The organism is Alcaligenes sp. LTN-3, from assembly GCF_059735605.1.
Genome location: NZ_JCAPDN010000003.1, coordinates 755218 through 781246, shown reverse-complemented (window position 1 = coordinate 781246; position 26029 = coordinate 755218). Strand labels below are relative to the sequence as shown.

General features: G+C 56.4%; 27 protein-coding genes. 18 read left to right on the top strand and 9 right to left on the bottom strand.

The window, feature by feature from the left end:
• Together AC6I6N_RS16490 and AC6I6N_RS16485 are read left to right on the top strand one after the other, a co-directional pair.
• On the top strand, nucleotides 1-1149 hold a 1149-nt coding region (locus tag AC6I6N_RS16490; protein ID WP_497943666.1), incomplete at its 5' end, for an autotransporter outer membrane beta-barrel domain-containing protein.
• A 246-nt stretch (nucleotides 1150-1395) separates the two neighbouring features.
• Nucleotides 1396-4182: an autotransporter domain-containing protein gene (locus tag AC6I6N_RS16485; RefSeq protein WP_497943665.1), complete on the top strand. Its 2787-nt coding sequence runs from the start codon at nucleotides 1396-1398 to the stop codon at nucleotides 4180-4182.
• Between the two features lie 138 nt (nucleotides 4183-4320).
• On the opposite strand, the gene AC6I6N_RS16480 is transcribed toward AC6I6N_RS16485, so the two are convergent.
• The 7 genes from AC6I6N_RS16480 to AC6I6N_RS16450 form a co-directional block, all read right to left on the bottom strand.
• Entirely contained in the window at nucleotides 4321-4872 is a 552-nt protein-coding gene (locus tag AC6I6N_RS16480) for an adenine phosphoribosyltransferase (RefSeq protein WP_497943664.1), read from the bottom strand.
• A 170-nt stretch (nucleotides 4873-5042) separates the two neighbouring features.
• Entirely contained in the window at nucleotides 5043-6737 is a 1695-nt protein-coding gene (gene cydC, locus AC6I6N_RS16475; RefSeq protein WP_321352871.1) for a thiol reductant ABC exporter subunit CydC, read from the bottom strand.
• A complete protein-coding gene (cydD, locus tag AC6I6N_RS16470; RefSeq protein ID WP_230019313.1) occupies nucleotides 6734-8434 on the bottom strand; it encodes a thiol reductant ABC exporter subunit CydD in 1701 nt (566 codons plus the stop codon). Before cydD ends, cydC begins: the two co-directional genes overlap by 4 nt.
• A complete protein-coding gene (cydX, locus tag AC6I6N_RS16465; protein WP_108728493.1) occupies nucleotides 8435-8575 on the bottom strand; it encodes a cytochrome bd-I oxidase subunit CydX in 141 nt (46 codons plus the stop codon).
• Nucleotides 8576-8589: 14 nt separating this feature from the next.
• Nucleotides 8590-9741, bottom strand: a complete 1152-nt coding sequence (cydB, locus tag AC6I6N_RS16460) for a cytochrome d ubiquinol oxidase subunit II (RefSeq protein ID WP_497943663.1) — start codon at nucleotides 9739-9741, stop codon at nucleotides 8590-8592.
• A gap of 15 nt (nucleotides 9742-9756) precedes the next feature.
• Nucleotides 9757-11340 (bottom strand): cytochrome ubiquinol oxidase subunit I, encoded by a 1584-nt coding sequence (locus tag AC6I6N_RS16455; RefSeq protein WP_108728491.1) that lies wholly within the window; start codon nucleotides 11338-11340, stop codon nucleotides 9757-9759.
• Nucleotides 11333-11899, bottom strand: coding sequence for a GbsR/MarR family transcriptional regulator (locus AC6I6N_RS16450; RefSeq protein ID WP_108728490.1), 567 nt, complete (start codon nucleotides 11897-11899; stop codon nucleotides 11333-11335). The genes AC6I6N_RS16455 and AC6I6N_RS16450 overlap by 8 nt, the downstream gene beginning before the upstream one ends.
• Nucleotides 11900-12056: 157 nt before the next feature.
• Between AC6I6N_RS16450 and AC6I6N_RS16445 the strand changes: the two genes are divergently transcribed.
• From AC6I6N_RS16445 to AC6I6N_RS16400, 10 genes are all read left to right on the top strand, one after another.
• The gene (locus tag AC6I6N_RS16445) at nucleotides 12057-13046 is read left to right on the top strand and encodes a KpsF/GutQ family sugar-phosphate isomerase (protein WP_108728489.1); all 990 of its coding nucleotides are present in this window, start codon (nucleotides 12057-12059) and stop codon (nucleotides 13044-13046) included.
• 2 nt (nucleotides 13047-13048) lie between these two features.
• Complete coding sequence (locus AC6I6N_RS16440) at nucleotides 13049-13654, top strand: KdsC family phosphatase (protein ID WP_094197856.1); 606 nt, start codon at nucleotides 13049-13051, stop codon at nucleotides 13652-13654.
• 2 nt (nucleotides 13655-13656) lie between these two features.
• Nucleotides 13657-14277: an LPS export ABC transporter periplasmic protein LptC gene (lptC, locus tag AC6I6N_RS16435; RefSeq protein ID WP_094197857.1), complete on the top strand. Its 621-nt coding sequence runs from the start codon at nucleotides 13657-13659 to the stop codon at nucleotides 14275-14277.
• A complete protein-coding gene (gene lptA, locus AC6I6N_RS16430) occupies nucleotides 14274-14924 on the top strand; it encodes a lipopolysaccharide transport periplasmic protein LptA (protein ID WP_094197858.1) in 651 nt (216 codons plus the stop codon). Before lptC ends, lptA begins: the two co-directional genes overlap by 4 nt.
• 18 nt (nucleotides 14925-14942) lie before the next feature.
• A complete protein-coding gene (gene lptB / locus AC6I6N_RS16425; protein ID WP_094197859.1) occupies nucleotides 14943-15734 on the top strand; it encodes an LPS export ABC transporter ATP-binding protein in 792 nt (263 codons plus the stop codon).
• A gap of 189 nt (nucleotides 15735-15923) precedes the next feature.
• On the top strand, nucleotides 15924-16250 hold the full coding sequence (gene hpf, locus AC6I6N_RS16420; protein WP_009458652.1) for a ribosome hibernation-promoting factor, HPF/YfiA family: 327 nt from the start codon (nucleotides 15924-15926) through the stop codon (nucleotides 16248-16250).
• A gap of 151 nt (nucleotides 16251-16401) precedes the next feature.
• Complete coding sequence (locus tag AC6I6N_RS16415) at nucleotides 16402-16902, top strand: PTS sugar transporter subunit IIA (RefSeq protein WP_162496918.1); 501 nt, start codon at nucleotides 16402-16404, stop codon at nucleotides 16900-16902.
• Entirely contained in the window at nucleotides 16874-17800 is a 927-nt protein-coding gene (gene hprK / locus AC6I6N_RS16410) for an HPr(Ser) kinase/phosphatase (protein WP_094197861.1), read from the top strand. Before AC6I6N_RS16415 ends, hprK begins: the two co-directional genes overlap by 29 nt.
• Before the next feature lie 98 nt (nucleotides 17801-17898).
• Nucleotides 17899-18774, top strand: a complete 876-nt coding sequence (rapZ, locus tag AC6I6N_RS16405) for an RNase adapter RapZ (protein ID WP_094197862.1) — start codon at nucleotides 17899-17901, stop codon at nucleotides 18772-18774.
• The gene (locus AC6I6N_RS16400; RefSeq protein WP_406611560.1) at nucleotides 18771-19856 is read left to right on the top strand and encodes a septal ring lytic transglycosylase RlpA family protein; all 1086 of its coding nucleotides are present in this window, start codon (nucleotides 18771-18773) and stop codon (nucleotides 19854-19856) included. Before rapZ ends, AC6I6N_RS16400 begins: the two co-directional genes overlap by 4 nt.
• Nucleotides 19857-20024: 168 nt before the next feature.
• On the opposite strand, the gene rsmI is transcribed toward AC6I6N_RS16400, so the two are convergent.
• Nucleotides 20025-20963 (bottom strand): 16S rRNA (cytidine(1402)-2'-O)-methyltransferase, encoded by a 939-nt coding sequence (rsmI, locus tag AC6I6N_RS16395; protein WP_094197864.1) that lies wholly within the window; start codon nucleotides 20961-20963, stop codon nucleotides 20025-20027.
• 34 nt (nucleotides 20964-20997) lie between these two features.
• Here rsmI and AC6I6N_RS16390 point away from each other — a divergent pair, with 34 nt between their 5' ends.
• From AC6I6N_RS16390 to AC6I6N_RS16365, 6 genes are all read left to right on the top strand, one after another.
• A complete protein-coding gene (locus AC6I6N_RS16390) occupies nucleotides 20998-21456 on the top strand; it encodes a YraN family protein (protein ID WP_094197865.1) in 459 nt (152 codons plus the stop codon).
• Nucleotides 21457-21644: 188 nt separating this feature from the next.
• Nucleotides 21645-22238, top strand: coding sequence for a phosphoheptose isomerase (locus AC6I6N_RS16385; protein ID WP_162496917.1), 594 nt, complete (start codon nucleotides 21645-21647; stop codon nucleotides 22236-22238).
• Nucleotides 22235-22924: a BON domain-containing protein gene (locus AC6I6N_RS16380; RefSeq protein ID WP_123050355.1), complete on the top strand. Its 690-nt coding sequence runs from the start codon at nucleotides 22235-22237 to the stop codon at nucleotides 22922-22924. Before AC6I6N_RS16385 ends, AC6I6N_RS16380 begins: the two co-directional genes overlap by 4 nt.
• The gene (locus AC6I6N_RS16375) at nucleotides 22921-23424 is read left to right on the top strand and encodes a peroxiredoxin family protein (RefSeq protein ID WP_125277969.1); all 504 of its coding nucleotides are present in this window, start codon (nucleotides 22921-22923) and stop codon (nucleotides 23422-23424) included. Before AC6I6N_RS16380 ends, AC6I6N_RS16375 begins: the two co-directional genes overlap by 4 nt.
• 76 nt (nucleotides 23425-23500) lie before the next feature.
• Nucleotides 23501-24397 (top strand): acetylglutamate kinase, encoded by an 897-nt coding sequence (gene argB, locus AC6I6N_RS16370; protein WP_009458643.1) that lies wholly within the window; start codon nucleotides 23501-23503, stop codon nucleotides 24395-24397.
• A 3-nt stretch (nucleotides 24398-24400) separates the two neighbouring features.
• Nucleotides 24401-25126 (top strand): pyrimidine 5'-nucleotidase, encoded by a 726-nt coding sequence (locus tag AC6I6N_RS16365; protein WP_094197869.1) that lies wholly within the window; start codon nucleotides 24401-24403, stop codon nucleotides 25124-25126.
• Between the two features lie 126 nt (nucleotides 25127-25252).
• Here the strand turns inward: AC6I6N_RS16365 and AC6I6N_RS16360 are convergent, their stop codons facing one another.
• Nucleotides 25253-26026, bottom strand: a complete 774-nt coding sequence (locus AC6I6N_RS16360) for a HesA/MoeB/ThiF family protein (protein ID WP_094197870.1) — start codon at nucleotides 26024-26026, stop codon at nucleotides 25253-25255.
• Between the last annotated feature and the right edge of the window lie 3 nt (nucleotides 26027-26029).

The window sequence follows — 26029 nt, the reverse complement described above, 5'->3', positions numbered from 1 at the left end:
CTGCTCTACGGCCCCAGCCTGTCCTTGATGATCAAACGCAATGACACGCCGTTCGCTGCGTTTGCCAATACAAGTAACCAGAAAGCCGTGGCCAATGCCTTGGATACCGGCTCGGACCAACCGCCAGCCGCTATGGCTGAACTGTATGACACGGTGCTCAATGCACAATCCGGCAGCGTGGCAGGCTACATGGAGCAGCTACAAGGTCAGATCCATGCCGGCACCACCTCGGCGCTGCTCAGCAATGGCGACCTGCTGCCGCGCACCTTGGGCAAACAAGCCTCAAGCGCACGTAATACAACCGGCAAAGAGACCGTCCTGTGGGCTGAAGTGATCCATCAACAACGAGATCTGGACGGTGACGACAACAGCCAGGATGTACGCCACAAAGTGGGCGGTCTATTCCTAGGCGGGGATACGGCTATCGGCGAGCAAGGCTGGCGTATAGGTGCCTCCTTGGGCTATCTGGAAAACCGCATCAAGCTGGATGATCGCCGTCAGACCTCGCGCAGCAATAGCTACAGCGCAGCCCTGTACGGGACGCAGGCTTGGGAGCTAGGTTCAGGTAGCCTGAATGTGCTGGCTGGTGGTGCTTACACACGCCACAGCCTGGACAGCGAACGCTCCATCTCCGTTCATCAATACGAAACGCTGAAGGCTGACTACAAGGCGCACAGCATTCAGGCCTTTGCCCAACTGGGTTACCGCATGCCAGTCAGCCCACGCGCCAGCGTAGAGCCTTATGCCAGCGTCAATTGGCACCAACTGCGTCACGGCTCCTTTAGCGAATCAGGCGGTCAGGCAGCATTGCAAGGTGACTCCCAGCGTCAGAACCTGAGCACGGTCACACTGGGGCTGAGGGGTACCACGGAACTGGATCTGTCCAAAACGACACTCTCCTTAAGTGCGGGCTTAGGCTGGCGTCATGCCCTGGGTGACACCACCCCCGAACGTGAACTGGCCTTTGCGGCTTTGCCCGGCAGCAGCTTCCGCGTAAGCGGCGCGCCTATCGCCAAGAATGCTGCTGTTGCCGAATTGGGCGCCGAGCTGAAAGCCGGCAAAAGCACCTCCTTCGGTCTGAACTACCAGGGTCAGTTTGGTCGCAATCAAGACCACGCCGGTTCCCTGTTCATAAAGGTTCGTTTCTGATCAAAGAACTTGCAGGGTGGTACCTGCCCCGCACAGTCACCACCTTCGCAACAAAATAAACAAGCATGAAGGGTCTCGGCGATGCACATACAAGGCCGGAACGCTTAATAGGGCACAAGCTCGACGACATATAGGCCCATAACGACAAAATTAAACGGCCATGCCGTTAAATATGTCTTAAGGTTATCAACGGCAAGCTTTCGCAACGAATTACCGCCATACATAAAAAGCCGGAAAGAGGAACAGATGTCGAACAAGAAACGCAACACTTATCTGCTGGTGCAGATGGCCTTGCTAAGCCTTGCCCTGCCGGGTATTGCCCATGCAGAACCCGACAACACACTGGAGCAATGGCATACAAAAGAATACAAACGTCAGCCCGGCCTGGACATGATCAACGCCGCCCAAGCCTACTCACTGGGCTTTACAGGCAAGGGCGTGACTGTCGGTATTCTGGACTCCGGCATTGCGGGCGATCATCCGGAATTTGCCGGTGCCATTGCGGGAGGTTTTGATTTCAACACCAATACTCCCTACGCCAATGGTCAGGGAGTAGACTCGGACGAGGACACTGGTCACGGCTCCCACGTGGCCGGCATCATCGGAGCCCGCCGTGATGGCGTCGGCATGCACGGCGTCGCCTTCAACAGCCAGCTTTTTGTCGTTGCTTACGGCACAAATGGTGACGATGATGACGATGACACCCCCCTAACCCGTCGGCAACTAGCGGCCGCGTTCGATCAGGCTCTGTCCCAAGGCTGGAATTATCTAGCACCGTTTAACCTGCCTATTATCAATAACAGCTCTGGAGTCAATAAGTGCGATGGCTCGTTTGGCCCACCCTGCCATGTATTGGACTACAGCTCAGCTCAAGACGCACTCGAATGGCAGCCACTGATTATCGACGCCTTCAAGAGCAGCGTACAAGCAGGTACCTTGATGGTATTTGCCACCGGTAATGAGTCTCAGGACCACCCTGACCTGCTGGCTGGCTCTCCCCACTGGTTTCCCGAGCTAAAAGACAACTGGTTGGCGGTTACCGCCTTGGGCGAAGATGGATCTTTAGCCTCCTATGCGAACAAGTGCGGCGTAGCAGCCGAGTGGTGTCTGGCCGCACCCGGTGGTGACTACAACCCAGGGATTAATTCAGTCCGGCCCTCGGGCGGCTATGTGGCCCTTAGCGGCACCTCCATGGCCTCCCCGCACGTCGCGGGCGGTGCTGCTCTGGTAAAGGAAGCCTTCCCCTACTTCACCGCCTATCACCTTCAGCAAACCTTGCTGACCACCGCAACGCCTCTGGGCGACCCAAGTCTTTACGGCTGGGGCCTGATGAATGTGGGCAAGGCCGTACAAGGCCCCGCACAATTTACTCGTCTGTTCGATGTAGACACGCTGGGATACCACTCGACCTTCGCCAATGACATCAGCGGCATAGGCGGCCTGCATAAGCGCGGTTCCGGTTCTCTGGAGCTGGCCGGTAACAACAGCTATACCGGTGACACGACGGTCAGCGGTGGCCGCCTGGCTGTCAATGGCACGCTGGTATCCGCTATCACCGTAGAGCGCGAAGGCACTTTGGGTGGCTCTGGTACGGTTACCCAAGTAGACAACTACGGCACCCTGGCCCCAGGCAACTCGGTTGGTACGCTGACCGTCAGTGGAGATTACACCGCCCATGCAGGCTCAGTGCATGAGCTGGAAGTTGACTCAAGCGGCGCAAGTGATCGCTTGGTGGTGGGTGGTGCGGCCCATATCGACGGCACCCTCAAACTAGCTGGCGGCCCCTTCCGCCAGAACGTCAGCTATTCATTCCTGAATGCGACTAACGGTGTGACCGGGCAATACAGCCAAATCGCTTATGACATGGCCTTCTTGTCACCGACCTTAGCCTATGGCCCCAACCTCTCCTTGACGGTCGAGCGCAACGACACACCCTTTGCCTCCCTTGCCTATACCGGCAATCAGAAATCCGTCGCCCAGGCATTGGATACTGGCTCCACACAGCCTCCTGCTGCCATGACTGATCTGTATGACACGGTGCTTAATGCCCAATCCAGCCAGGTCGCAGGCTATATGGAGCAGTTGCAAGGCCAGATCCATGCGGGCACGACTTCTGCGTTGCTAAGCAACGGCGATTTGTTGCCCCGCACCTTGGGCAAACAGGCTTCTGGCGCTCGTAATGCAACGGGGAAAGATACCGTTTTGTGGGCTGAGGTCATCCATCAACAACGTGATCTGGACGGCGACGACAACAGTCAGGATGTACGCCATAAAGTCGGCGGCCTGTTCCTGGGTGGCGATACCGCTGTGGGCGAACACGGCTGGCGTATGGGTGCCTCCTTGGGCTATTTGGAAAACCGCATCAAGCTCGATGATCGTCGTCAGAGCTCGCGCAGCAATAGCTACAGCGCGGCCCTGTACGGCACACAGGCTTGGGAGCTAGGTTCAGGCAGTCTGAATCTGTTGGCTGGTGGTGCTTACACCCGCCACAGCCTGGACAGCGAGCGCTCTATCTCCGTTCACCAGTACGAGAACCTGAAAGCAGACTACAAAGCGCATAGCATTCAAGCTTTTGCCCAGTTGGGTTACCGCATGCCGGTCAGCCCCCGCTCCAGCGTAGAACCCTACGCCAACGTGAACTGGCATCAGCTGCGCCACGGCTCCTTTAGCGAGTCTGGTGGTCAGGCTGCCTTGCGTGGTGACTCGCAACGCCAGAACCTGAGCACGGTGACACTGGGTCTGCGTGGCACTACTGAACTGGACCTGTCCAAAACGACACTATCCTTAAGTGCGGGTTTGGGCTGGCGTCATGCCCCGGGTGACACCACACCCGAGCGTGAACTGGCCTTTGCCGCCTTGCCAGGAAGCAACTTCCGCATCAGCGGCGCGCCTATCGCCAAGAATGCCGCTGTTGCCGAACTGGGCGCCGAGCTGAAAGCCGGCAAAAGCACCTCCTTCGGCCTGAACTACCAAGGACAGTTTGGCCGCAACCAGGACCACGCAGGTTCTATGTTCATGAAGGTTCGCTTCTAATCTGAACGAACAAGAGCGGGGCTGCTTTTCCACCAGTCCCGCTCTGTACAAAACAAACAGGCATGAAAAATCCCTGCGATGCAGCAGCATGGCAGGGACTCAAGCTACAAAACTAAACCGGTAACGGCCGGTTAAGCCTTAGCGATCAGATTCATTAAAGCTACAGACGGTGTAAACCGGCAGTCCGGAGTCTGTAATGGCTTTGGAGCCGCCCAGCTCGGGCAAATCAATAATGGCAGCAGCCTCAACCACGTTGGCACCCAAACGCTGCAGCAAACGAGCAGCCGCCAGCAAGGTACCACCGGTAGCGATCAGATCGTCGATCAACAAGACGCGCTGACCAGGACGTACAGAGTCGGTATGCATTTCGACGCTGGCATTGCCATATTCCAGGGAATACTCTTCGGCCACGGTATTGAAAGGCAGCTTGCCCTTTTTACGCACTGGCACAAAACCCAGGTTCAGCTCATAGGCCAGAACCGAACCCACGATAAAGCCGCGTGCATCCACACCCGCCACCAGATCCAGTTTTTGTCCCATGTAACGATAGACAAATAAGTCAATCAACACCCGAAAGGAACGCGGGTCTTGCAAAACCGGGGTGATATCGCGGAAAGTCACCCCTGGCTTAGGCCAGTCCGGCACATTGCGAATGATTTGACGGATGTACTGGGTGGGATCAATTTGCATGTCAAAGCTTCTACAACAAAAAATCCGGACGCGAAGGGCGCTCTTGGATACGTTGCAAGTGTACACAATTGGGCAGCAGCAACAAGGGCTTACCCGGCTTGTGCCCGTCCGTTGTACTAATACGACGCGATTGGGGAAGAATCCCTGCAAACTTGACCCAAAGCGACCTTTTAGTTTGGCTCTAAAGTATTTACTAGAGTGCCGGATTGTCGCTGCAAACGACCTGCTTCAAACTGATAAACGCTATCGACCAAAGGCAGCAAACGGGTGTCATGCGTAGCCATAATCACGGTTTTTCCTCGCGCCGCAGCCAGAATATCCTGCATCAAAGCCTGACTGGTCGGGCCATCCAGACTGGCTGTAGGCTCGTCCAGAAACCAGATATGGGCGGGTGACAAAAGTACCCGTGCCAGACACAGGCGACGCTGTTGCCCCAAGGACAACTGCTGCCCCCCTTCACCCAACCAGGTATCCAGCCCTTGCGGTAAATCTCGTACCACACTGTCCAGTTGGGCATCGTGAAGAACCTGCCAGATTTGTTGCTCAGAAGCGGTCGGTTCAGCCAGCAAAAGGTTATCGCGTACCGAGCCAAGAAACAGCGGCGAGTCCTGCGCCAGCAACGCGCAATGATCAAACCAACTGGCGCGGCTCCAGTCCTGGGCCGCTTCACCCTCTATCAGATACTGCTGGCCCGAGACTGGCAACAAGCGCATCAGCACGCCCAGCAAGGTGGACTTGCCCGAGCCGCTAGGCCCAAAAATGGCAATATGCTCTCCGGCTTGGACTTGCAGCGACAAGTGATCCAGCACCGGCTGCGAACCATAGGCAAAGCTCAAGTCCGTGATTTCCAAGCTGGCTGGTTTATCCAGCACAATGGCCTGCGCTTGCTCCTGATCGGTCTCTTCAGGCTCGTCCAGAATCGTCAGCAAACGATTGCTGGCCGCCTGCACCTCTCCCAGGCGAGATGCACCGCGCATCATGGGGGCCATGATCTCAAACAAACCTAACAGAGCCAAAACCAAGCCTACCCATAAGGGACCGCTCATCGCTTCCAAATTGACTTGCTGTGCTCCTACCAGCAGGCAGATCATCAGGGCCACACCCATCAAGACCTGCTGGGAAAACTGCCCGACAATACCCCAGCCATTGCTGCGCAAACGGGCTTGCCCCAGTTCCTGGCCAAGCTTGTCCACTTGTTCTTGCACGGCATCCGCAGCTGCAAACACCTGAATATCGGCATAGGCGCGGATGGCCTGATGCACCAGAACACGCTGGCGGTTCTCCAGTTGATGCACCTGCTGGGCTGCACGGCTGGCACCTCGGGCACAGATATACGGAATCAGACAAGCAGCAATTAGCAAGCAGGCCAAAATCAACCACGCCCACCAGGACAGCCAGGTTTGCAGCACCGCGCTAAATACCAGAGCTGCCACGACAGCAGTAGTCAGTGGCACCAAAATCAGCAGAAGGACCAGATCCAGCACAGCAACGTCGGAAGTCAAGCTTGAAGCCAGTTCCCCATCCCGGAACTGGGCCAGGCGCGACTGACTGAACCGGCTCAATCGTCCAAAAACCAGGCTACGAATACGTACCTGCAGATCCAGGGTCAGGGCATGTCCAACCACTCGCTCCAAATAGCGTGAGGCGATACGCCAGAAAGACAGGCCACGAATCATGGCCGAAGGACCGAACAGGTTGAATACGATACCCATAGCGGCCAGGAAGGCGCTGCTCAGGAACCAGCCCGCTACTCCCAGAAGGCCCACACCCGCCGCTACTGTGCTGATCGCCAACAGAACCGTAAACAATACGGCACCACGTCGTGCGCGCAGGCTGGAGCCTAAAAGACGAAACCACGCTTTCATGTCGTCAGAACTCCTTGGGCGATGTGCAGTTGGTTCGAGCACATTGCCGCCAGCTCCTGGTCATGCGTGGCTACGACCAGACAGCGTCCCTGACAAAAACGCAGAATATTGTGCATAACGCGATCCCGTGTCGCCGCATCCAGGCGGGAACTAGGTTCGTCCAGCAAAACCACATGCGGATCGGTCAAAAACAGGCGGGCCAATGCCAGGCGCTGAATCTGCCCACCGGAAAGACCAAATCCACCCTCACCCAGAGCCGTTTGCAAACCATCAGGCAAAGCGCGCACGAACTCGGCCGCACAGGCTTGTTCCAAGGCTTGCCACAACTGATCATCACTAGCTTGAGGGGCAGCCAGACGCAGGCCGTCAGCAATCGTACCCATGGCTAAAAAAGCCTGCTGGGAAATCAGCACAACCCCATCATGGCGCGTCAGCAGGCGCCCGGCCGTATCACTGTTACGCAGCAGAATTTCGCCCTGTGCCAAAGGGCGCAAACCAATCAGGCTTTCCAGCAAACTGGTCTTGCCCGAACCACTGGCCCCCAGCACCGCGTAAGACTGATTGATATAGAGTTGCAGACCGGGCACTTCCAACAAGGTCCCCTGCCCGCCCAACTGTGGCAAATGCAGCTGCCGCAGCACCAAGACCGGCAAATTCGGAAAAACAGTTTTAACGTCTGCACTGGTGGGAGCAGCAGGAATCAAGTCTTGTCCCAGGTTCGCCCACAGTCTGTCGACCTCTACCGCAGCGGCACGTGCTGCCGCCCGGTCGTGATAATTGGCGGCTAATTGGCGCAAGGGCTGGTAAGCCTCTGGAGCCAGGAGCAAACAGAACAAACCCTGCTGCAAGCTGACACCGGCAAAAGACTCGCCCAGATAGCCTAGATAACCCAAACCGATATAAACAGCAATCCCAGCCACACCCAATGCCGCAAAAAACTCCAGCACAGCCGATGACAAGAACGCGATGCGTAGCACTTTCATGGTGCGTGTGCGTAGCTCCTGACTAGCCAGCTCCACACGCTGCAGCTCGTCCTGCCCGCGCCCCATCAGGCTCAAGGTAAAAATTCCGCGCAGACGGTCGGCAAAAAAGCCAGACAGGCGCAAGGTTGTTTGTTGTTGCTCCCGGCTGGCGGCCTCCGCCCCCCAGCCAACCAGGGCCATGAACAAAGGAATCAGAGGCGTGCTCAACAAAAGAATCAAGGAAACAATGCCATCGACCGGCAAGACTGCCAACACCAGTGCCAAAGGCACCAGTGCGGCGGCCGCCATGCAAGGGATATAGCGCGTCACAAAGCCATCCAGGGCTTCAATTTGCGTGATCAAACTGGTAGAGAGCTCACCGCTGTTGCTGGCCCGTAAACGAGGCACCGTACTCCGGAACAAGCGGGCAAACAACTCAGAGCGCAGCCCTTGTTTCAGTTGCTCTGAAACCTTTTGCGCACGACGCTCGCCCAAAGCGGAAATGGCGGCGCGCAGCAGCAAGAGTGCGGCCACCATCAGGATAGAAAAAAGCTGCCCTGTCCAAGGCAGACCATCGACCACAATTGCCTGCACAATCTTTGCCAGCAACCAGGCCTGGGGGATCAGTAAAGCGCCCGCCAGCACCGGGGCCAGCATAGAGGCCCGCAAAGCCGTGCGGGCTCGGCTGGAGAATTGCCCCAGCCACTGTTGCGCCGTTGGACTTTGCGGGGTCAATCAAACCTCGATATCTGCATTAGCTTTGGAAGATGTCGCGTTCTGTAAAGCCGTGTTCTCACGCAACTCGAACCACATCGCATTCAGAATGGAAAATGCGCAGGCCAGACCCAAGCCGAGAATCCAAGAGAAGTACCACATATGCGCTGGCCTCCTTAGTAAGAATGAGAAGAGTCTTTCATACTGGCAACCGACACCTTGCCACGCATTACGCTATACACCCAGGAGGTATAGAGCACGATGATGGGCAAGAACACCAAGGTCACCAGCAACATGATCCACAAGGTCAGATGACTGGCCGAGGCATCAAACAAGGTCAGGCTGGAGCCGGGGTTCAAAGACGAAGGTAGCAAGAAAGGAAATACCGCAAAACCAAAGGTCAGGATAATGCCCGCCAAGGCCAGGGACGAGAACAGCAAAGCCAGCAAGCCACGACCACGGCCAGCCAACAAGGCGCCCAGCAACAAGCCTGCAAAGCCGACAATGGGCGCCGCCCACAAGGCAGGCCAGGTCCGGTAGTTGGCCAACCAGGCTCCTTCCACCATTTCAACCGTTTTGCCAATGGGGTTGGACATGGCATGGGCCACTTCGGGCCAAGGCATGCTGTAGCCATTCATGGCGCTAATCCACCAGCCACCGACCGCAAAAGTCACGATAGACAGCAAGCCCAAAGGCTTGGCCCAGGCACGCGCACGGCGAGCCACATGATCACTACCCTTCCAAGCCACCACTACCGCCCCTTGGAATGCCAACATCAAGACGCTGAGCAACCCGCACAGGATAGCGAAAGGCTGGAACAGACCGAAGAAATTGCCTTCGTACATCGGGCGCAACGTTGTTTCATCAAAGCCGAACGGCACGCCCAACATGACATTACCAATTGCCACACCAAACACCAGGGCACAAACCAGACCGGAAGCGGTCCAGACCGCGTCCCAGTTACGCCGCCAGCGTGACGAGCTGAGCTTGCTGCGGTACTTGATGGCAACCGGGCGCACAATCAAAGCCACCAAAAGCAGCATCATGGCCAAGTAAAAACCCGAGAAAGCCATGGCATACAGCAAGGGCCAGGCCGCAAAGGCCACACCACCGGCCACGATCAACCAGACCTGGTTACCTTCCCAGACCGGGCCGATCACGTTGTACAGCGTGCGCCGCTCATCATCACTGCGAGCAACCAGTGGCAGCACCATCGCCACCCCAAGGTCAGCCCCGTCCATGATGGCAAAGGCAGCCAGCAAAACGCCCAGCAGCAACCACCAGATGATGCGCAAGGTGTCGTAATCGAGAAGAATCAAATTATCCATGATGGTTCCCCCTCCTTAACCGCGCAGCAACGGAGCGTTGCGCGAACCATAAGACAAAGCGGAAGGTGTGGCGGCCTCGCCAGCCTCGTCCGGACCTTTGCGAATTGAATGCAGCATGACCTTGATACCAATCACCGCCAAGGTGCCGTAGAGCAACAGGAAGATCGTCATACTGATCATCAGGTCTACAAAGGACAGGCCAGAAGCTGCGTAGTAAGTCGGCAAGACACCTTCAATCGCCCAGGGCTGACGTCCAAATTCGGCCACAAACCAGCCACACTCAATCGCAATCCAAGGCAGGGGAATGCTCCAGACCGCCGCTTTGAGCAGGCGCGGGTGACGTTGCAGACGGTCACGCGACGCCAGGAAAAAGGCCACACCAAAGAACAGGATAAAGTACAGACCCAAAGCCACCATGACGCGGAAGCTCCAGAACAAAGGCGCAACCTGCGGCACCGTATCCCAGGCGGCCTGGGCGATGGTATCGGTATCGGCCTTGGTAATGTCATCTGTATAGCGCTTGAGCAATAAGGCGTAGCCCAGGTCTTTCCAGTTATTGTCAAAGACGCGGCGAGCCTCGATATTGCCCGCATCAGCGCGAACTAACTGCAGAGCCTCATAAGCGCGCAAGCCATTGGCAATACGGATCTTGGCATGCTCGACCAGCTCATTGATACCCAGCATAGGAGTGCTGACTGAGCGCGTCCCGATCAAACCCATCACCCAGGGAATTTCCACGGCAAAGCGGTTCTCACGGGCTTCCTGATCAGGCCAGGCCAGGAGATTGAAACTGGCCGGCGCTTCCTCGGTTTCCCACATGGACTCCATGGCCGCAATCTTCATTTGCTGGTGTTCAGTGGTGAGATAACCGCTTTCATCACCCAGCACCACCACGGACAGGGACGCCGCCAAGCCAAAACTGGCCGCTACCGTCATCGAGCGCTTGGCCAGATCTATATGGCGACCACGCAGCAGGTACCAGGCACTGATGCCCATGACGAACATGGCACCGAGCACGTAACCGGCACTGACGGTATGAACAACTTTGGCTTGTGCGACAGGATTGAGAATGACCTCGGCAAAGTCGGTCATTTCCATACGCATCGTGTGGGGGTTGAAGATGGCGCCGACCGGGTTCTGCATCCAGCCATTGGCGACCAGAATCCACAAGGCCGACAGATTGGTGCCGATAGCAACGAGCCAGGTAACGATCAGGTGTCCCAGTTTGGAGAGACGATCCCAGCCGAAAAAGAACAGGCCGACAAAGGTTGCTTCCAAGAAAAAAGCCATCAATCCTTCAATGGCAAGTGGCGCTCCGAAAATATCGCCTACATAGTGACTGTAATAGGCCCAGTTCATGCCGAACTGAAATTCCATCACAATCCCGGTGGCCACACCCAGGGCAAAGTTAATGCCAAAGAGCACGCCCCAGAATTTGGTCATGCGGCGCCAGATGGCTTTGCCCGTCATGACATAGACGCTTTCCATAATGGCCAGCAAAAAAGACAGGCCCAGCGTCAAGGGAACAAATAAAAAGTGAAACATCGCGGTGGAAGCAAACTGCAACCGCGATAAGGTAACAACATCCAGATCAATCATGACGATCCCCAGTTTGATCAGCTTTGCGAATCTTTCCGGCGAAACCCAGCACTTTCTGAACTTTGCTACCTAAACGCATCAGATTTTGCAGGGTCTCAGGCGGTAAGTGATGAACCTCGTCAAACCAACCACAAGCCAACTCGATCAATTCCAGCATTTCATTAATGCGTTGCTGCCCGTATGCTTCTTCGTCATTGACGGGAGCTTCCATAAGGATACTTCGCAATAAGGTCAATGTGGGATCAATCTCGCGCTTGCGCTTTTCTTCCACCAGAGTACGAAAAATATCCCAAACATCATTGGGAGATTCAAAGTATTCGCGGCGCTCGCCGATCTTGTGCGTCATGTTGACCAGTCGCCAGGACTGCAATTCGCGCAAGCTCATACTGACATTGGAACGGGAGATGCCGAGCGTTTCAGCGATCTCGTCGGCGTGAAGGGCTTCAGGGGCAATGAACAGCAAGGCATAGATCTGGCCTACCGTCCGGTTGACCCCCCAGCGCCCGCCCATCTCCCCGAAGTGCAGAATAAAACGCTCTGCCTGTGGTCCTAAATTCATGGCTTCCTGAATTTTCAGTAATTACTGAAATTACAATACAAGACGTATCTTAACCCTAAACTAATCTGTCTGCCACTGGTCAAAGGGCATCTGGCCTTACAATTTGCCTCCTGCAAATCTGCATGCCAAGCACACACTTCACGTTTACAATTTCGCCATGAATACATCGGCACTTTTAGATCCTGCACATATCCTGTCTTCAGCACAACGCACCTTCGCCATTGAAGTTGACGCGTTACAAGCGCTGGGCGGACGTCTGGACCAAAGTTTTGTAGAAGCCACCAAGCTGCTGGTGCACTGCCAGGGTCGCGTGGTGGTGACGGGCATCGGCAAGTCCGGCCATGTGGCACGCAAGATCGCCGCTACGCTGGCCTCAACCGGCACCCCCGCTTTTTTCATGCACGCTGCCGAAGCCCTGCACGGTGATTTGGGCATGATTACCAAGCAGGATGTAGTGATTGCCATCTCCTACTCCGGCCAGGCCCAGGAGCTGGTCACGGTGCTGACTGTGCTGCGTCGCATGGGAGCCAAGCTGATTGCCATTACCGGCAACGCCCAATCCGAACTGGCGCAAAATGCTGACCTGCATCTGGACGCACATGTGGAGCACGAAGCCTGCCCACTCAACCTGGCTCCTACGGCCAGCACCACGGCCGCTTTAGTATTAGGCGATGCACTGGCCGTTGCCTGTCTGGAAGCACGTGGCTTTAGCCGTGAAGATTTCGCTCGCTCCCACCCCGGTGGCGCGCTGGGTCGTCAATTACTGACGTTTGTGCGTGACATCATGCGCAGCGGCGAACAATTGCCCATTGTTTCCCCCGAGACCCTGGTTCCCGATGCCCTGATAGAAATGTCCAGCAAAGGCATGGGCATGACCATTGTCACTGACTCGCAAGGCCATCCCGTGGGGATGTTCACTGATGGCGACTTGCGCCGCCTGATTGCACGCGCGGGCGACATACGCAAGCTGCCCGTGTCCGAAGGCATGTCACGCGAACCGCGCAGCATTGCTGCCGACGCCCTGGCCATTGAAGCGGCCGAGCAAATGGATGCCTTGCGTATCAGCCAAATGCTGGTATTGGACACAAACGGGCTACTATTGGGAGCTCTGCACATGCACGACCTGTTGGCTGCAAAGGTAATCTGATCATGATGAATACGCCCACCATCCCGCTCCACCCCGCTGAAGCTCAAATCCTGGCCAAGTTGCCCGAGAACATACGCAGCCAATTACGTCAGCTGCGCATGATGGTATTTGACGTGGACGGTGTGCTGACCGACGGACGCCTGTGGTACAGCGCTAACGGCGAGGAATTCAAGAGCTTTCACGCTCTGGACGGCCACGGTTTGCGCATGCTGGGGGAAAGTGGCATTCATGTAGCCCTGATTACCGGACGCGAAAGCGGTATCGTGTCACGTCGTGCTGCCGAGCTGGGCATTCCTTTTGTCCATCAGGGCGTACGTGACAAGATTGCTATCCTGACCCAACTGGCCCAGGAAAACGGCTTATCGTTAAGCGAAATGGGTTATATGGGCGACGATTTGATCGATTTGCCGGCCATGCAACGCGTGGGATTTTCCGCCAGTGTGCCCGAAGCCCCTTTCTACATTAGCCAAATTGCCAGCTGGGTGGCCACGCAGCCTGCCGGCCACGGTGCCGTGCGTGAATGCTGTGATGCCATCCTGGCCTCCCAGGGCCGCCTTGCCGCCTTTATTACCGGTGGCCCCTTAAAGACGACAGGAGTCATTCAGTAATCATGCGTGACCGTCTGCCTACCGTCATTTCCCTGCTGTTGCTGGCCATGCTGGTGCTGGCAACATTGTGGGCGGTCGACTACACCCAACGCTCGGTTGCCATTGATCCGCCGCGCCGTGTGACCCACGAGCCCGACTCCTGGGCGCGCAACTTCACCATGATCAGCTCTGACCAAACCGGGATGGCCATCAGCAGGCTGGACGGAAAGATTGCTTACCATTATCCGGATGACGACTCGCACGACATTACCTCCCCGCGTGCAGTCAGCAACCGAGCGAACTCGCCGCTGACCATTGCCACCTCCGACACCGCACATATGAATGCAGGTGGTGATGTGATCACGATGAAAGGCAATGCCCACATCCACCGCCTGGCCACACCCGAGGACGAGGCCATGGATGTGCGCAGCGAAGTACTGATCATCCTGCCTGAAGAGGATGTGGTCTACACCAACGAACCTGCATTGGTCGTCAACGGCCAGTCCACCATGCGCGGTACCGGGATGCGTTACGATAATCGCGTTCGTCAATTGAACGTCATGTCGGAATCCGACGTTAAAATCTCGGGCCAACAAACACAAAAAGCGCGTTCTTCCAATAGCTCTAAGGATTCCCCTCCATGACCACGCCTGACAGCGCCCGCCTGAGCCACAAGCCCATGCTCTCTTTTAGCCTTTTGCGTGGTGCTTTGGCCCTGTGCCTGAGCACTGTAACCCTGGCTTTGCTGCCCACGGCCCCGGCTCTGGCACAAGCAGCGGCCTCTGCTGCTGCCGAACCGGACACCTCCGTGCTGTCCGACACCCTGACTTACGACGATATTGCCAAGCAGACGATCTACAAAGGCAATATCATCCTGACCCGTGGCGCCATGACCTTAATGGCAGACCAATTGGCCATCGAGCAAGATGCGGAAGGATTCCAGCATGGCACGGCCACGGTCAGCGAGCGCGCCCGCGTCACCATTCGACAGGAAGACCCGGCCAAATTTGAATTGATGGTCGCCGAAGGTGTCCGAGCTATTTACAACGGTAAAACCGAAGAGGTCGAACTGATTGGCAAGGCTGTCGTCAACCGTTATGTTTGCGGCAAGTTGCAAGACTCCGTCCAGGGCCAACGCATTATCTATCGCCAAAAAGATGGCACGTACCAGGCCTTTGGTGGCTCGGACTCCGCCACCCGGGATGGCCGGGTTCGCTCCGTGGCCCGCCCACGCGCCAATGCCGACGCTGCTCTGGCCGAATGCCAACGCAAGTCTTCCCCCCGCAAATAGTCCGGACACCTCTGAATTATGGTTGCTCCTAACAACCCGTCTACCCCTACCCGCGCCAGCCACTCAACCAAAGGCAGCCTGATTGCACAGGGCCTGCGCAAAACCTACGGCAAACGTACGGTCGTGCAGGATGTTTCTCTGAACGTGGAAAGTGGTGAAGTCGTCGGCCTGCTAGGCCCGAACGGGGCTGGCAAAACCACCAGCTTCTATATGATTGTGGGCATTGTGCCCGCCGATGCAGGTCGCATTGAAATTGATGGCACGCCCATTACCGCCATGCCCATGCACAAGCGGGCAAGGCTGGGCCTGTCCTATCTGCCTCAGGATGCCTCCGTCTTTCGCCGCCTGACGGTCGAAGAAAACATCCGCGCCGTGCTGGAGCTGCAACTGGACGATAACGGTCGCAGCATCAGCAAGAACGATATCAACGAGCGCCTGGAAACCCTGATTAGCGAACTGCAAATTGCACACATCCGACAAAATACCGCCCTATCCCTGTCTGGTGGCGAGCGCCGCCGCGTAGAAATTGCCCGCGCGCTCGCCAGCAATCCCCGTTTTATTCTGCTAGACGAACCTTTTGCCGGGGTGGACCCGATCGCCGTGATCGAAATTCAGCGCATTGTGCAGTTTCTAAAAGGTCGCAATATCGGCGTGCTGATTACCGACCATAACGTGCGCGAAACCTTGGGCATCTGCGACCGCGCCTACATCATCAGCGAAGGCACAGTACTGACAAGCGGGCACCCATCCGAGATCATCGACAACGAAGCCGTGCGCAAGGTTTATCTGGGATCGAACTTCCGAATGTAAGCCGATTTTTGGCCCTGTAACGGGGCCAATCAAAACAAGGGTTATCCAGCACATCACAGATTGATTCAGGTCATGTTATCTGACCCACATATAGGTATACTGGAATATCCAGGATCAGTAGTAAGGAGGCTAAAGACGATCAACCTTCCCCTTCTTGAACACGTTGTTTGACTACTACGGAGAGCCTATATGAGCCTTAATATCACTGGCCGTAATCTTGACATAACTCCTGCCATTCGCGACTACGTCAAAAGCAAAATTGGTCGAATTGAAAAACATTTCGATAACGTAGTTGACTCGCAGGTTATGCTTTCCATTGAACGTCTGAAGCACAATGCCGAAGTAACCGTCCGCGTTCCCGGCAAAGATATACACTGCGCCTCTTCAGACGAAAACTTGTATGCTGCTATCGATCTGCTGGCCGATAAAATCGACCGCCAGATTCTGAAATACAAGGAAAAGGCAAACAGCCATGCGCATGAGCCCGCCAAGCGGCTCGAAGTTCCGGCAGCCTGATCTGGCCGAACTGTTACAGCAGGGATAACCTGCCAACAAACCCCGTACTTTCAAAAGTTCGGGGTTTTGTGTTTCTTGGCACAGTGTCCGCCTGTTGTTAGCCATCCAAAAAAAGTTTAGCTAAAAAACATTCCCCCCTATAATGGCCGTCATGAATCTCTTGTCGCGTATTTTGCCTTTGTCCAACGTGGTTCTGGATCTTGCTGTTACCAGCAAGAAGCGCGCTTTTGAACAAGCCGGATTGATTTTCGAGAACCATCACGGCATTGCTCGGACAGCCGTTTTCCATAGCCTGATCGCGCGTGAGCGTCTGGGCTCCACAGCGCTTGGCCACGATGTCGCCGTCCCGCATGGTCGCATCAAGGATCTGAAAGAGCCTTGTGCCGTTTTCATGCGCTTGGCCGAGCCGGTACGCTTTGACGCCAGCGACGGCCGTACCGCCAGCCTGCTATTCTTTTTGCTGGTTCCCGAAACGGCGACTCAAATCCACCTGGACCTGCTGGCCGAGATCGCCCGTTTGATGGCCGATCAGGACATCCGCCAGGCGCTTGCTCAGGAAACGGACCCTGTTCAAATTCATCAGATCCTGACCCAGACCCCTGATCTCAACGCGGAACATCCCGATGCTGACAGTTCAAGAACTGGTCAATGACAATAACGACAAGCTCGAGGTAAGCTGGGCAGCCGGAAAACACGCTGCTCAACGCCCTATCCCCGATCTTGGCGCCTCTGCGGCAGACCTGGTCGGTCACTTGAACTTGATCCACCCTGGCCGCATTCAGGTTTTCGGCCCTGAAGAACTCTCTTTCTACCACCGCTTTGATATCAAGCGTCGCCTGCATCATCTGGATGATCTCAGGCAAGGTGGGGTTCCCGCCCTGTTCATTGCCAACGATGCCGTTGCACCCGATGACTTGATCCAGTTTTGCGAAGATCAAGGGATCCCGCTACTCTACACCCCTATCGATGCGGCACAGCTGATTGATCTGCTACGCATCTATCTAGGCAAACGTCTGGCCCCCAAAATCACCATGCACGGCGTGTTCATGGATGTCCTGGGTCTGGGGGTACTGATCACTGGCGAGTCCGGTCTGGGCAAAAGCGAATTAGCGCTAGAGCTGATCTCCCGCGGCCACGGGCTGGTCGCAGACGATGCGGTTGAGCTCTCACGCACCGCACCCAACATGATCGACGGACAATGCCCACCCCTGCTGCAAAACCTGCTAGAGGTACGTGGCTTGGGTTTGCTGGACATTCGCACCATTTTCGGCGAAACCTCCGTTCGTCGTAGAATGAAGCTTAAACTAATTGTGCACCTGGTTCGTTCCAACCCCGACAGCTTCGAGCGTCTGCCTACTCAAGACCAGACCCAGGAAGTACTAGGGGTCGATATCAAACGCGTCATGCTTCAAGTGGCCGCCGGCCGAAATCTGGCCGTGCTGGTAGAGGCCGCCGTGCGCAACACCATTCTCGCCTTCCGCGGCATTGATACCATGGGCGACTTCATCGAACGCCAGGCATTGGCTATCATGAATAGTCGCGAAGACTAGGCACCTAAGGGTCTGTTAGCATTAAACGGCCCTGACGGCTTTGTCCTGTTTCACCTAACCGTTGCCCCTCGGACAACGACTCGGAGTCCTTTGCCACGATGCTGAAAGTTGTATTGATTACCGGCATATCCGGTTCCGGAAAATCAGTTGCCTTGCGCCTGCTGGAAGATACCGGCTATCTGTGCATCGACAACTTGCCACCCCGATTTCTGGCCGAATTTGTCGAACGCTCTGCTGAGCAAGGGCTCGAGCGACTTGCCGTTGCCATTGACGTGCGCGGCGCTGGTGATCTGGACATCCTTCCCGGCGTTATCAGCAAACTGAACGAAGAAGGCTACGCCCTGCGCGTGCTGTTTTTGAACGCCAACGATCACACCCTGATGCAGCGGTACTCGGAGTCGCGCCGCCGCCACCCACTGACAGACCGTTTACGTCAGGATGGCCGCTCGCCTTCCTTGCAGGAGTGCATTGAAGCCGAACGTGAAATGACCGCCCCTTTGCGTGAACTGGGCCACATCATCGACACCTCCGACCTGACCCCGGGTCAGTTGCGTGCCTGGATACGCGATCTGGTACAGGCTGATCGCGCCAGTGTCGTGTTGACTTTCGAATCCTTTGCCTACAAGCGTGGCGTACCGGGCGATGCAGACCTGGTTTTCGACGTGCGCTGCCTGCCAAACCCCCACTACGACCCGGAACTGCGCCCCATGACGGGCCGCGATGAGCCAGTTGCAAAATGGCTGGCCCAGTTCGGCTCTGTAGAAACCATGGTGGATGATATTGCGGGCTTTGTACGCCGCTGGTTGCCTTTGTATATGCAGGACACCCGCAATTACCTGACGGTCGCCATAGGCTGCACGGGCGGGCAACATCGCTCCGTGTACGTTACTGAACAACTGGCGCTGCGCTTTGCTGATTACGCCCCTTTGCTGGTACGCCATCGCAATCAACCTCCCATCAATCCCGTGCCATGAGCCATCCGACCTTACTGAAATTAGGTGCAGCCTTGGGCATCTTGGCCCTATTGGCTGGATGCGCCTCCAGCCCAAAGCGCGCCAAAACCAAACCAGGGGCTACGGTTTCAGCACCGCGCGGAGGGGGGTATTACAAAGATGACGGCCCCCACGATCGAATACCCGTCAATCTGCAGGCCACCCCCGACGCCGTTCCCCGAATAGAACCTATCGCCCGCAGCAATACCCGTCCCTACACCGTGCTCGGCAAAAGCTTTGTTCCACACAAATCACACAAAGCCTTTACCCAGACCGGCACAGCTTCTTGGTACGGGCGCAAGTTCCACGGCAAGAAAACCGCCAATGGCGAAACCTACGATATGTACGCCATGACAGCGGCACATCCCACCTTGCCTATTCCCAGCTACGCCCGTGTCACCCGCCCTAAAACCGGCAAATCGGTGATTGTGCGCATTAACGACCGCGGGCCCTTCCACAGCTCCCGTATCATCGACTTATCCTATGTTGCCGCCGCCAAGCTGGATCTAATTGCGCCCGGCAGTGGCACCGTGATGGTGGAATCCATCACTCAGGAAGAAATTCGTAGTGGCAGTTTTAGTCGTGAACAGGTCAATGTCGTTGAAGCCCCCGCTGCCCGCACGGCGCCGGCTCCCGCAGCGCCCAAATCCAGTCTGACCATCACCGAAACACTGGAGCCCACCCCTGACGCCCTGGCTGCTCTGCCCCCGGAAGAATTGACTGTTGAGCTGGACGATACACCCAGCTGGAGCAGCGATGCGAACGATCAGCAACTGATCGTGCAGTCTTCACCCACAACTGCCAGCAAACCCCTGGCCCCGTCTGGTCAGAACCGGGTCTATCTGCAATTCGGTGCTTTCTCCGCACGCGAAAACGCCGCCGCATTGGCGCAGCAACTGAACCGCCAGATTTCGCCAGTGGAGTACCGAGACGCCCAAGTTCAGATGCACAACGATTTGTACCGCGTGCAAATTGGTCCGTATCAAAACCGGACCGAGGCTATCAATGCCGCTTACCGCATCCAACAAAAAACCGGCTTGAGCCCCTCGGTCGCCGTCCGCTAAGCCACACCCAGCCCACCACAACATCCCCTTCATGAACGGCAGCCCCAAAGTTGGACATTGATCCACGCTTTGGGGTGTTTTTCATGGCGAAATACGATAGCCAGCTCAAGCTGTCCGTTGTTCATCGTGATCTATCGGAGCTGCATGAAGGCCTGAAACCCGATCATCCTAGTCCTTGGGCGAATTGGCCAAACCCCAGGCATACAGAACATCACGAGCAATTCCGGTCGCCTGGCTGGCGATCCGAGCAGCGTCACGCAGCGAGACCTGTTCCAGCAACGCCTTCATCCAACGCTCTGTAGTGGCATCCAGCGCAGGCGCATCCTCGTCCACTTCTCGCACCGCATCGTGCAAAATAAGAACAAACTCGCCCTGCTCTCGATGGCTGTCTTCATCTAGCCAGGCCAAGGCCTGCCCCAAAGGCACGGTATGAATCTGCTCGAAACGCTTGCTCAGTTCACGTGCAAACGTCAGCTCACGCTCCGGCCCACACACCTCTTGCATATCACGCAAACTGGCTCGCAAACGGTGAGGGGACTCAAACATCAATACCGGCATACCCAGGCTGGACCAATGCTGTAGCCACTTGCGACGCGCCACCGTTTTAGGCGGCATGAAACCGGCGAAGGCAAAAGCGGGGTTCTCATCGCTGGTCGCGCCACTGCCCATCAAGGCGGTAATAACAGCCGATGCTCCGGGCAGCGGTACTACCTGAAAACCTGCCTCACGCACCGAGCGCACTACGCGGGCACCAGGATCGCTGACAGCGGGCGCGCCTGCATCCGACACCAAAGCCACTCGTTGCCCTTGCTCCAGACGCTCGATAATGGCTTGAGCCGCCTGCGCCTCGTTATGACGATGTGCAGCCATCAAGGGCGTTTGTATGCCCCAGGCCTGCAAAAAAGGACGCGTAGCCCGCGTATCCTCTGCCGCAATAATGTCGCACAGTTCCAGCGCCTGCCAGCCGCGCAGGCTAAGGTCTCCCATATTGCCAATGGGCGTGGCCACTACGTACAGGCAAGACTGCGGCCAGACCTGGCCTTGCACCTTGTCCATCATGCTTTGCCAGACGCCGGCATTCCCTGTTCGGTTTTCGGTATCACTCATGCTCGATCCTGCTTGTTCATCTTCATGTGTTCCTATGAATCCCTTTGAATACGCTCGCCAGGCTCAAAACCGGCAATTGCGGCGCAGGCGGCGTAGTCGTCCTGCCGCCAGAAAGGAAAAACCACTGCGTTCGTCCAGCCAGGAAAGCGGCGATCAGGCCGAACAACGAGCCTGCGATCATGTCACCGCCCACGGCGCCCGCGTTCTGGCTCGTCAACTGGGTACTCGCTTTGGGGAAATTGACCTGGTTCTGTGGCACCAGAATCATCTTGTCTTTCTGGAAGTGCGCCAACGCAATCACAAGGGCTACGGAGGGGCGCTTGCCAGTGTAAACCGGGACAAGCAACGGCGCTTGATCCTGACAGCACAACAATGGCTGCCAACGCTATGCCAGCGCTATTTCCAGGGCAAGCTGCCCGCTTGCCGTTTTGACGTCATTGCCATTGAAGACGACACCCTGACCTGGATCCACAATGCCTTTGAGCAAAGCTAAGTCACGGGACAGCGGCCTGGCCTTGGTGAAACTCTCCGGCAGGCACACAGTCTCATACAGAAAAACACCAACTACAGCCTCCTGATTCGGCCTGCTTACAGCATCTGGTTTCAATACCGTGGCGTTTTTTTCAACATGACACGATCTGCCTGCCCCACAGGGAAATTCTCCGTGCGATAATGCGCGCTATGGACCTTATCGCCTTAATGACTTCGCATTTCGACGATTCCGTCGATACTCTCAAAGCCAGCACACGCGAACTGGCCGAACCTTTGGCCGCCGCTGTAGAGCTGTTGTTTGCCACCTTGGCCAACGACGGCAAGATTCTGGCTTGCGGAAACGGCGGATCAGCAGCCGATGCCCAGCACTTTATTGCAGAGCTGGTGGGCCGCTTTGAGCGCGACCGTTTGCCCTTGGCTGGCATTGCCTTGAATACCGACACCTCTATCATGACGGCAGTGGGTAATGACTATGGCTTTGACAGTATCTTTGAACGCCAGGTCAGCGCCTTGGGCCAGACTGGCGATATTCTGGTCGCCATCTCAACCAGCGGCAATTCGCCAAACGTCATCCGTGCCATTGAGGCAGCTCGCGAACGCGATATGGTCATTATTGCCTTGACCGGTAAAGGCGGCGGACAAATCGCTGAGTTGCTCTCGGATACCGACATCCATCTGTGCGTACCGCACGATCGAACCATGCGCATTCAGGAAGTACATATTGTTCTGTTGCACGCCATGTGCGATGGCATTGATGCGCTGCTGCTCGGAGATCCACTATGAAACACCGTTTAATTCTGGCCGCCTTACTGGCCAGCACCACCCTGACCGGTTGCGGTCTGCTGGTAGTGGGCGGCGCCGCTGCCACAACCGCCGTTGTCGCTACCGACCGCCGTACCACGGGCGAACAAGTCGAAGACAAAGCTATTGTCATGAAAGCGGGCGCAGAAACACGCCGCCTGCTGGAAAACAAGGAAGGCCGCATCAACACAACGTCTTACGCCGGAGTGGCCCTGCTGACCGGTGATGTCCCCACCCAGGCGGACAAGGAAGAAGCCGCCCGTCTGGTGTCCAAAGTCGATAAAGTGACACGCGTGGTCAACGAACTGCGTGTCGGCGAACCAACCCCGCTGAGCGTACGCTCGAACGACTCGTGGATCACCACCCGCGTCAGCACGGCTTTGCTAAACGCCAAAGACGTACCCAGTCGCACGATTTCCACCACCACCGAGCGCGGCGTGGTCTACCTGCTGGGCCGTGTCACACGCGAAGAAGGTGAGCGTGCTGCGATTGCAGCCTCCAGCGTGCCTGGCGTGAACAAAGTCGCCAAGCTCTTCGATTACATCAGCGCTGAAAGCCTAGCGCAGCCCTTGAGCACCAATACACAGCCAAGCACTAGCTCTGGCACAGAGACCTCTGAAACGGCCCCTGCACCCGCCTCTTCTGTAGAAGTTATGCCCGTCCAATGAAAAAAGTAGTCATCATTGCCTTTGTTGTGGCCATCGCCGTGGGTCTGGGCGTCTGGACCATGTCCGGTGGCAGCTCCAAGGCCAGCGCTCCCGATGTCGCCTTTACCGACCTGAATGGCAAGCACTTTGAAACCAAAGACTTGCAGGGCAAAGTCGTCCTGGTGAAATTCTGGGCCACGGACTGCACCACCTGTGTGGCGCAAATGCCCGACAACATCGAGAACTTCAATGCCTTGTCCAGTAAAGGCTTTGATATTGTGGCTGTGGCCATGAAGCACGACCCCATTAATTACGTGCGCAACTTCACCCAATCCCGCCAACTGCCGTTCACGGTTGTCCATGACGACAAGGGCGAAATCGCCAAGGCTTTTGGGGATGTCCGTCTGACTCCTACTGCCTTTTTACTCGACAAACAGGGCCACATCATCAAGCGCTACCTGGGTAACTACGACAAGCAGGAATTCATTGCCACCGTCGAAAAAGCCCTGGCCAGCAGCTAAAAACCTGTTTCTGCCCCCAGCCACATAACCCCGGGTACCAGCAGTGGACCCGGGTTTTCTTCAAGTGAGCGCATCAATGAGCACCACAGATTCGCAGAATTACTCCTCGACCGTCAAAGCAGAAGTTTTGTCCGAGGCCCTGCCTTATATTCGTCGTTTCCACGGCAAGACCGTTGTCATCAAATACGGTGGCAATGCCATGACAGAAGAAGCGTTGCAGCGCAGCTTTGCCCATGACGTCGTCTTGCTCAAGCTGGTTGGCCTGAACCCCGTTGTGGTGCACGGTGGCGGTCCCCAGATCAATGACGCTCTCAAGCGGGTGGGCAAAGAAGGTACCTTCATTCAAGGCATGCGCGTCACCGATGCAGAAACCATGGAAGTGGTGGAGTGGGTGCTAGGCGGGCAAGTACAGCAAGACATCGTGATGATGATCAATGAAGCCGGTGGCAAGGCCGTAGGTCTGACCGGTAAAGACGGCGGTATGATTCGCGTCACCAAGAAAATGCTGCCTGATGCCGAGCATCCTGGCGAGCTGCTGGACATTGGCTTTGTGGGCGATATTGAAAGCATCCAGCCTGAAGTAGTCAAAGCATTGCAGGACGATCAGTTCATCCCTGTGATCTCATCCATTGGTTACGGCGAGGACGGCCAAGCCTACAACATCAATGCCGACGTGGTGGCCGGCAAGATGGCTGAAGTGCTTAGCGCTGAAAAACTGGTCATGCTGACCAACACCCCCGGTGTGTTGGACAAGGCTGGTCAACTGTTGCGCCGTCTGTCGGCCCAGACCATTGATGAACTGTTTGCTGATGGCACGATCTCCGGCGGCATGCTGCCCAAAATCTCTTCGGCCCTGGATGCGGCGCGCAATGGCGTCAACTCCGTACATGTCATCGACGGCCGTGTCCCCCACTGCCTGTTGCTGGAAATCCTGACTGACCGTGGTGTTGGCACCATGATCAGCTCGCACTAATCCGTGCGCGCTCCTATCCGTGCCCATTCCTGGGCACGGCCTTTGTCAGCCTGCCAGCCAGATGAAACCATCTGGCTGTTTGATCTGGATAACACCCTGCACAATGCCTCCAAAGGCATTTTCCAGGCGATTGATGGGCGCATGCGCATCGGCGTGGCGCAAACGCTGGGTGTGAATATGGACGAGGCCGACCGCTTGCGTCTGGAATACTGGAAGCGGTACGGCGCCACCATGATTGGTCTGCAACGTCATCATGGAGCAGATCCGGCCACTTTCCTGAAACACGCTCACGACTTTGATGTACCGTCTCTGATCAGTGCTGAACCCGGTCTGGCCCATCAATTGCGTCGTCTACCGGGCTATAAGCTGCTGCTGACCAACGCACCGCTGGAGTACGCACAGCGTGTCTTGAAAGCCTTGAATCTACTGCCCGTTTTTGATGGGTTGTGGGCTATTGAGCATATGCAGCTACAAGGCCGCTATCGACCCAAGCCCTCCCAGGCGCTGATGAAACAGGCGCTGGCCGTGCTGAAATCCCAGGCCCGTGACATCGTGTTGGTCGAAGATACGCTACGCAATCTGAAAAGTGCCCGCCAGCTAGGGATGCAAACCATCCATATCTATAACGCGGGCACCCCGTTCAGCGCTCTGTATCATGGACGCAGCCCATATGTAGACCATCGCATCAACCGCATCGCGCAACTGGTCAAGAACTGGCCTCACATCTAAGAGCACCCTTATGCGTGCCGCCCCCCTGCCCAATAGCAATCTTTTTTAATTCAGCGATGGACGCAAACCCAAGAGCGGCTACTTTGCTGCTCATGAGCAACGACATAATCGGCGGCCAGGGAAAAATCAGGCGTGATCAGTGTGCTCAATGGCCGCTGAAGCGCATACCGGGCATGCCGGGTCTTTGCGGAAACGTACGGTATGCCAATTCATATTGAAAGCATCCACACTTAACAAACGCCCCACCAAGGGCTCTCCGAAGCCACCTAACAACTTCAAGGCTTCCACCGCCTGTGCGCTACCCACCATGCCCAACAAAGGCGACAGAACGCCTGTGGTGGCGCAGCGCAGTTCTTCGACATCATCGGCTTCGGGAAACAGACAGTGGTAGCAAGGAGCCTCGGGCTGACGCAAGTCATAGGTACTGACTTGGCCCGAAAAACGAATCGCCGCACCGGACACCAAAGGTTTACGCAGTGCCACGCAGGCACGGTTGATGGCATGGCGAGTGGCGAAGTTGTCGCAGCAATCCAGCACCAGGTCCACTTGCTGAACCCAATGCATCAAGCCCGCTTCGTCCAGACGTTGAACAACGGGTGTCACCTTCACTTCGGGATTGAGCTGCTCGATATGCAGCTTGGCGGACTCAACCTTGTCCCAGCCCAGGCGATCCGTGGTGTGAGCAATCTGACGCTGCAGATTGCTCAGTTCCACCTGGTCATCGTCCACCAGAATGATGGAGCCCACACCCGAAGCAGCCAAATAAGCCACCACGGGGGAACCCAGCCCCCCGGCTCCAACAACCAGGATGCGGGAAGCCAGAATCCGCTCCTGCGCTTCTACCCCGAATTCATCGAGCAGAATATGCCGCGCATAGCGCAGTAATTGCTGATCTTCCACGTC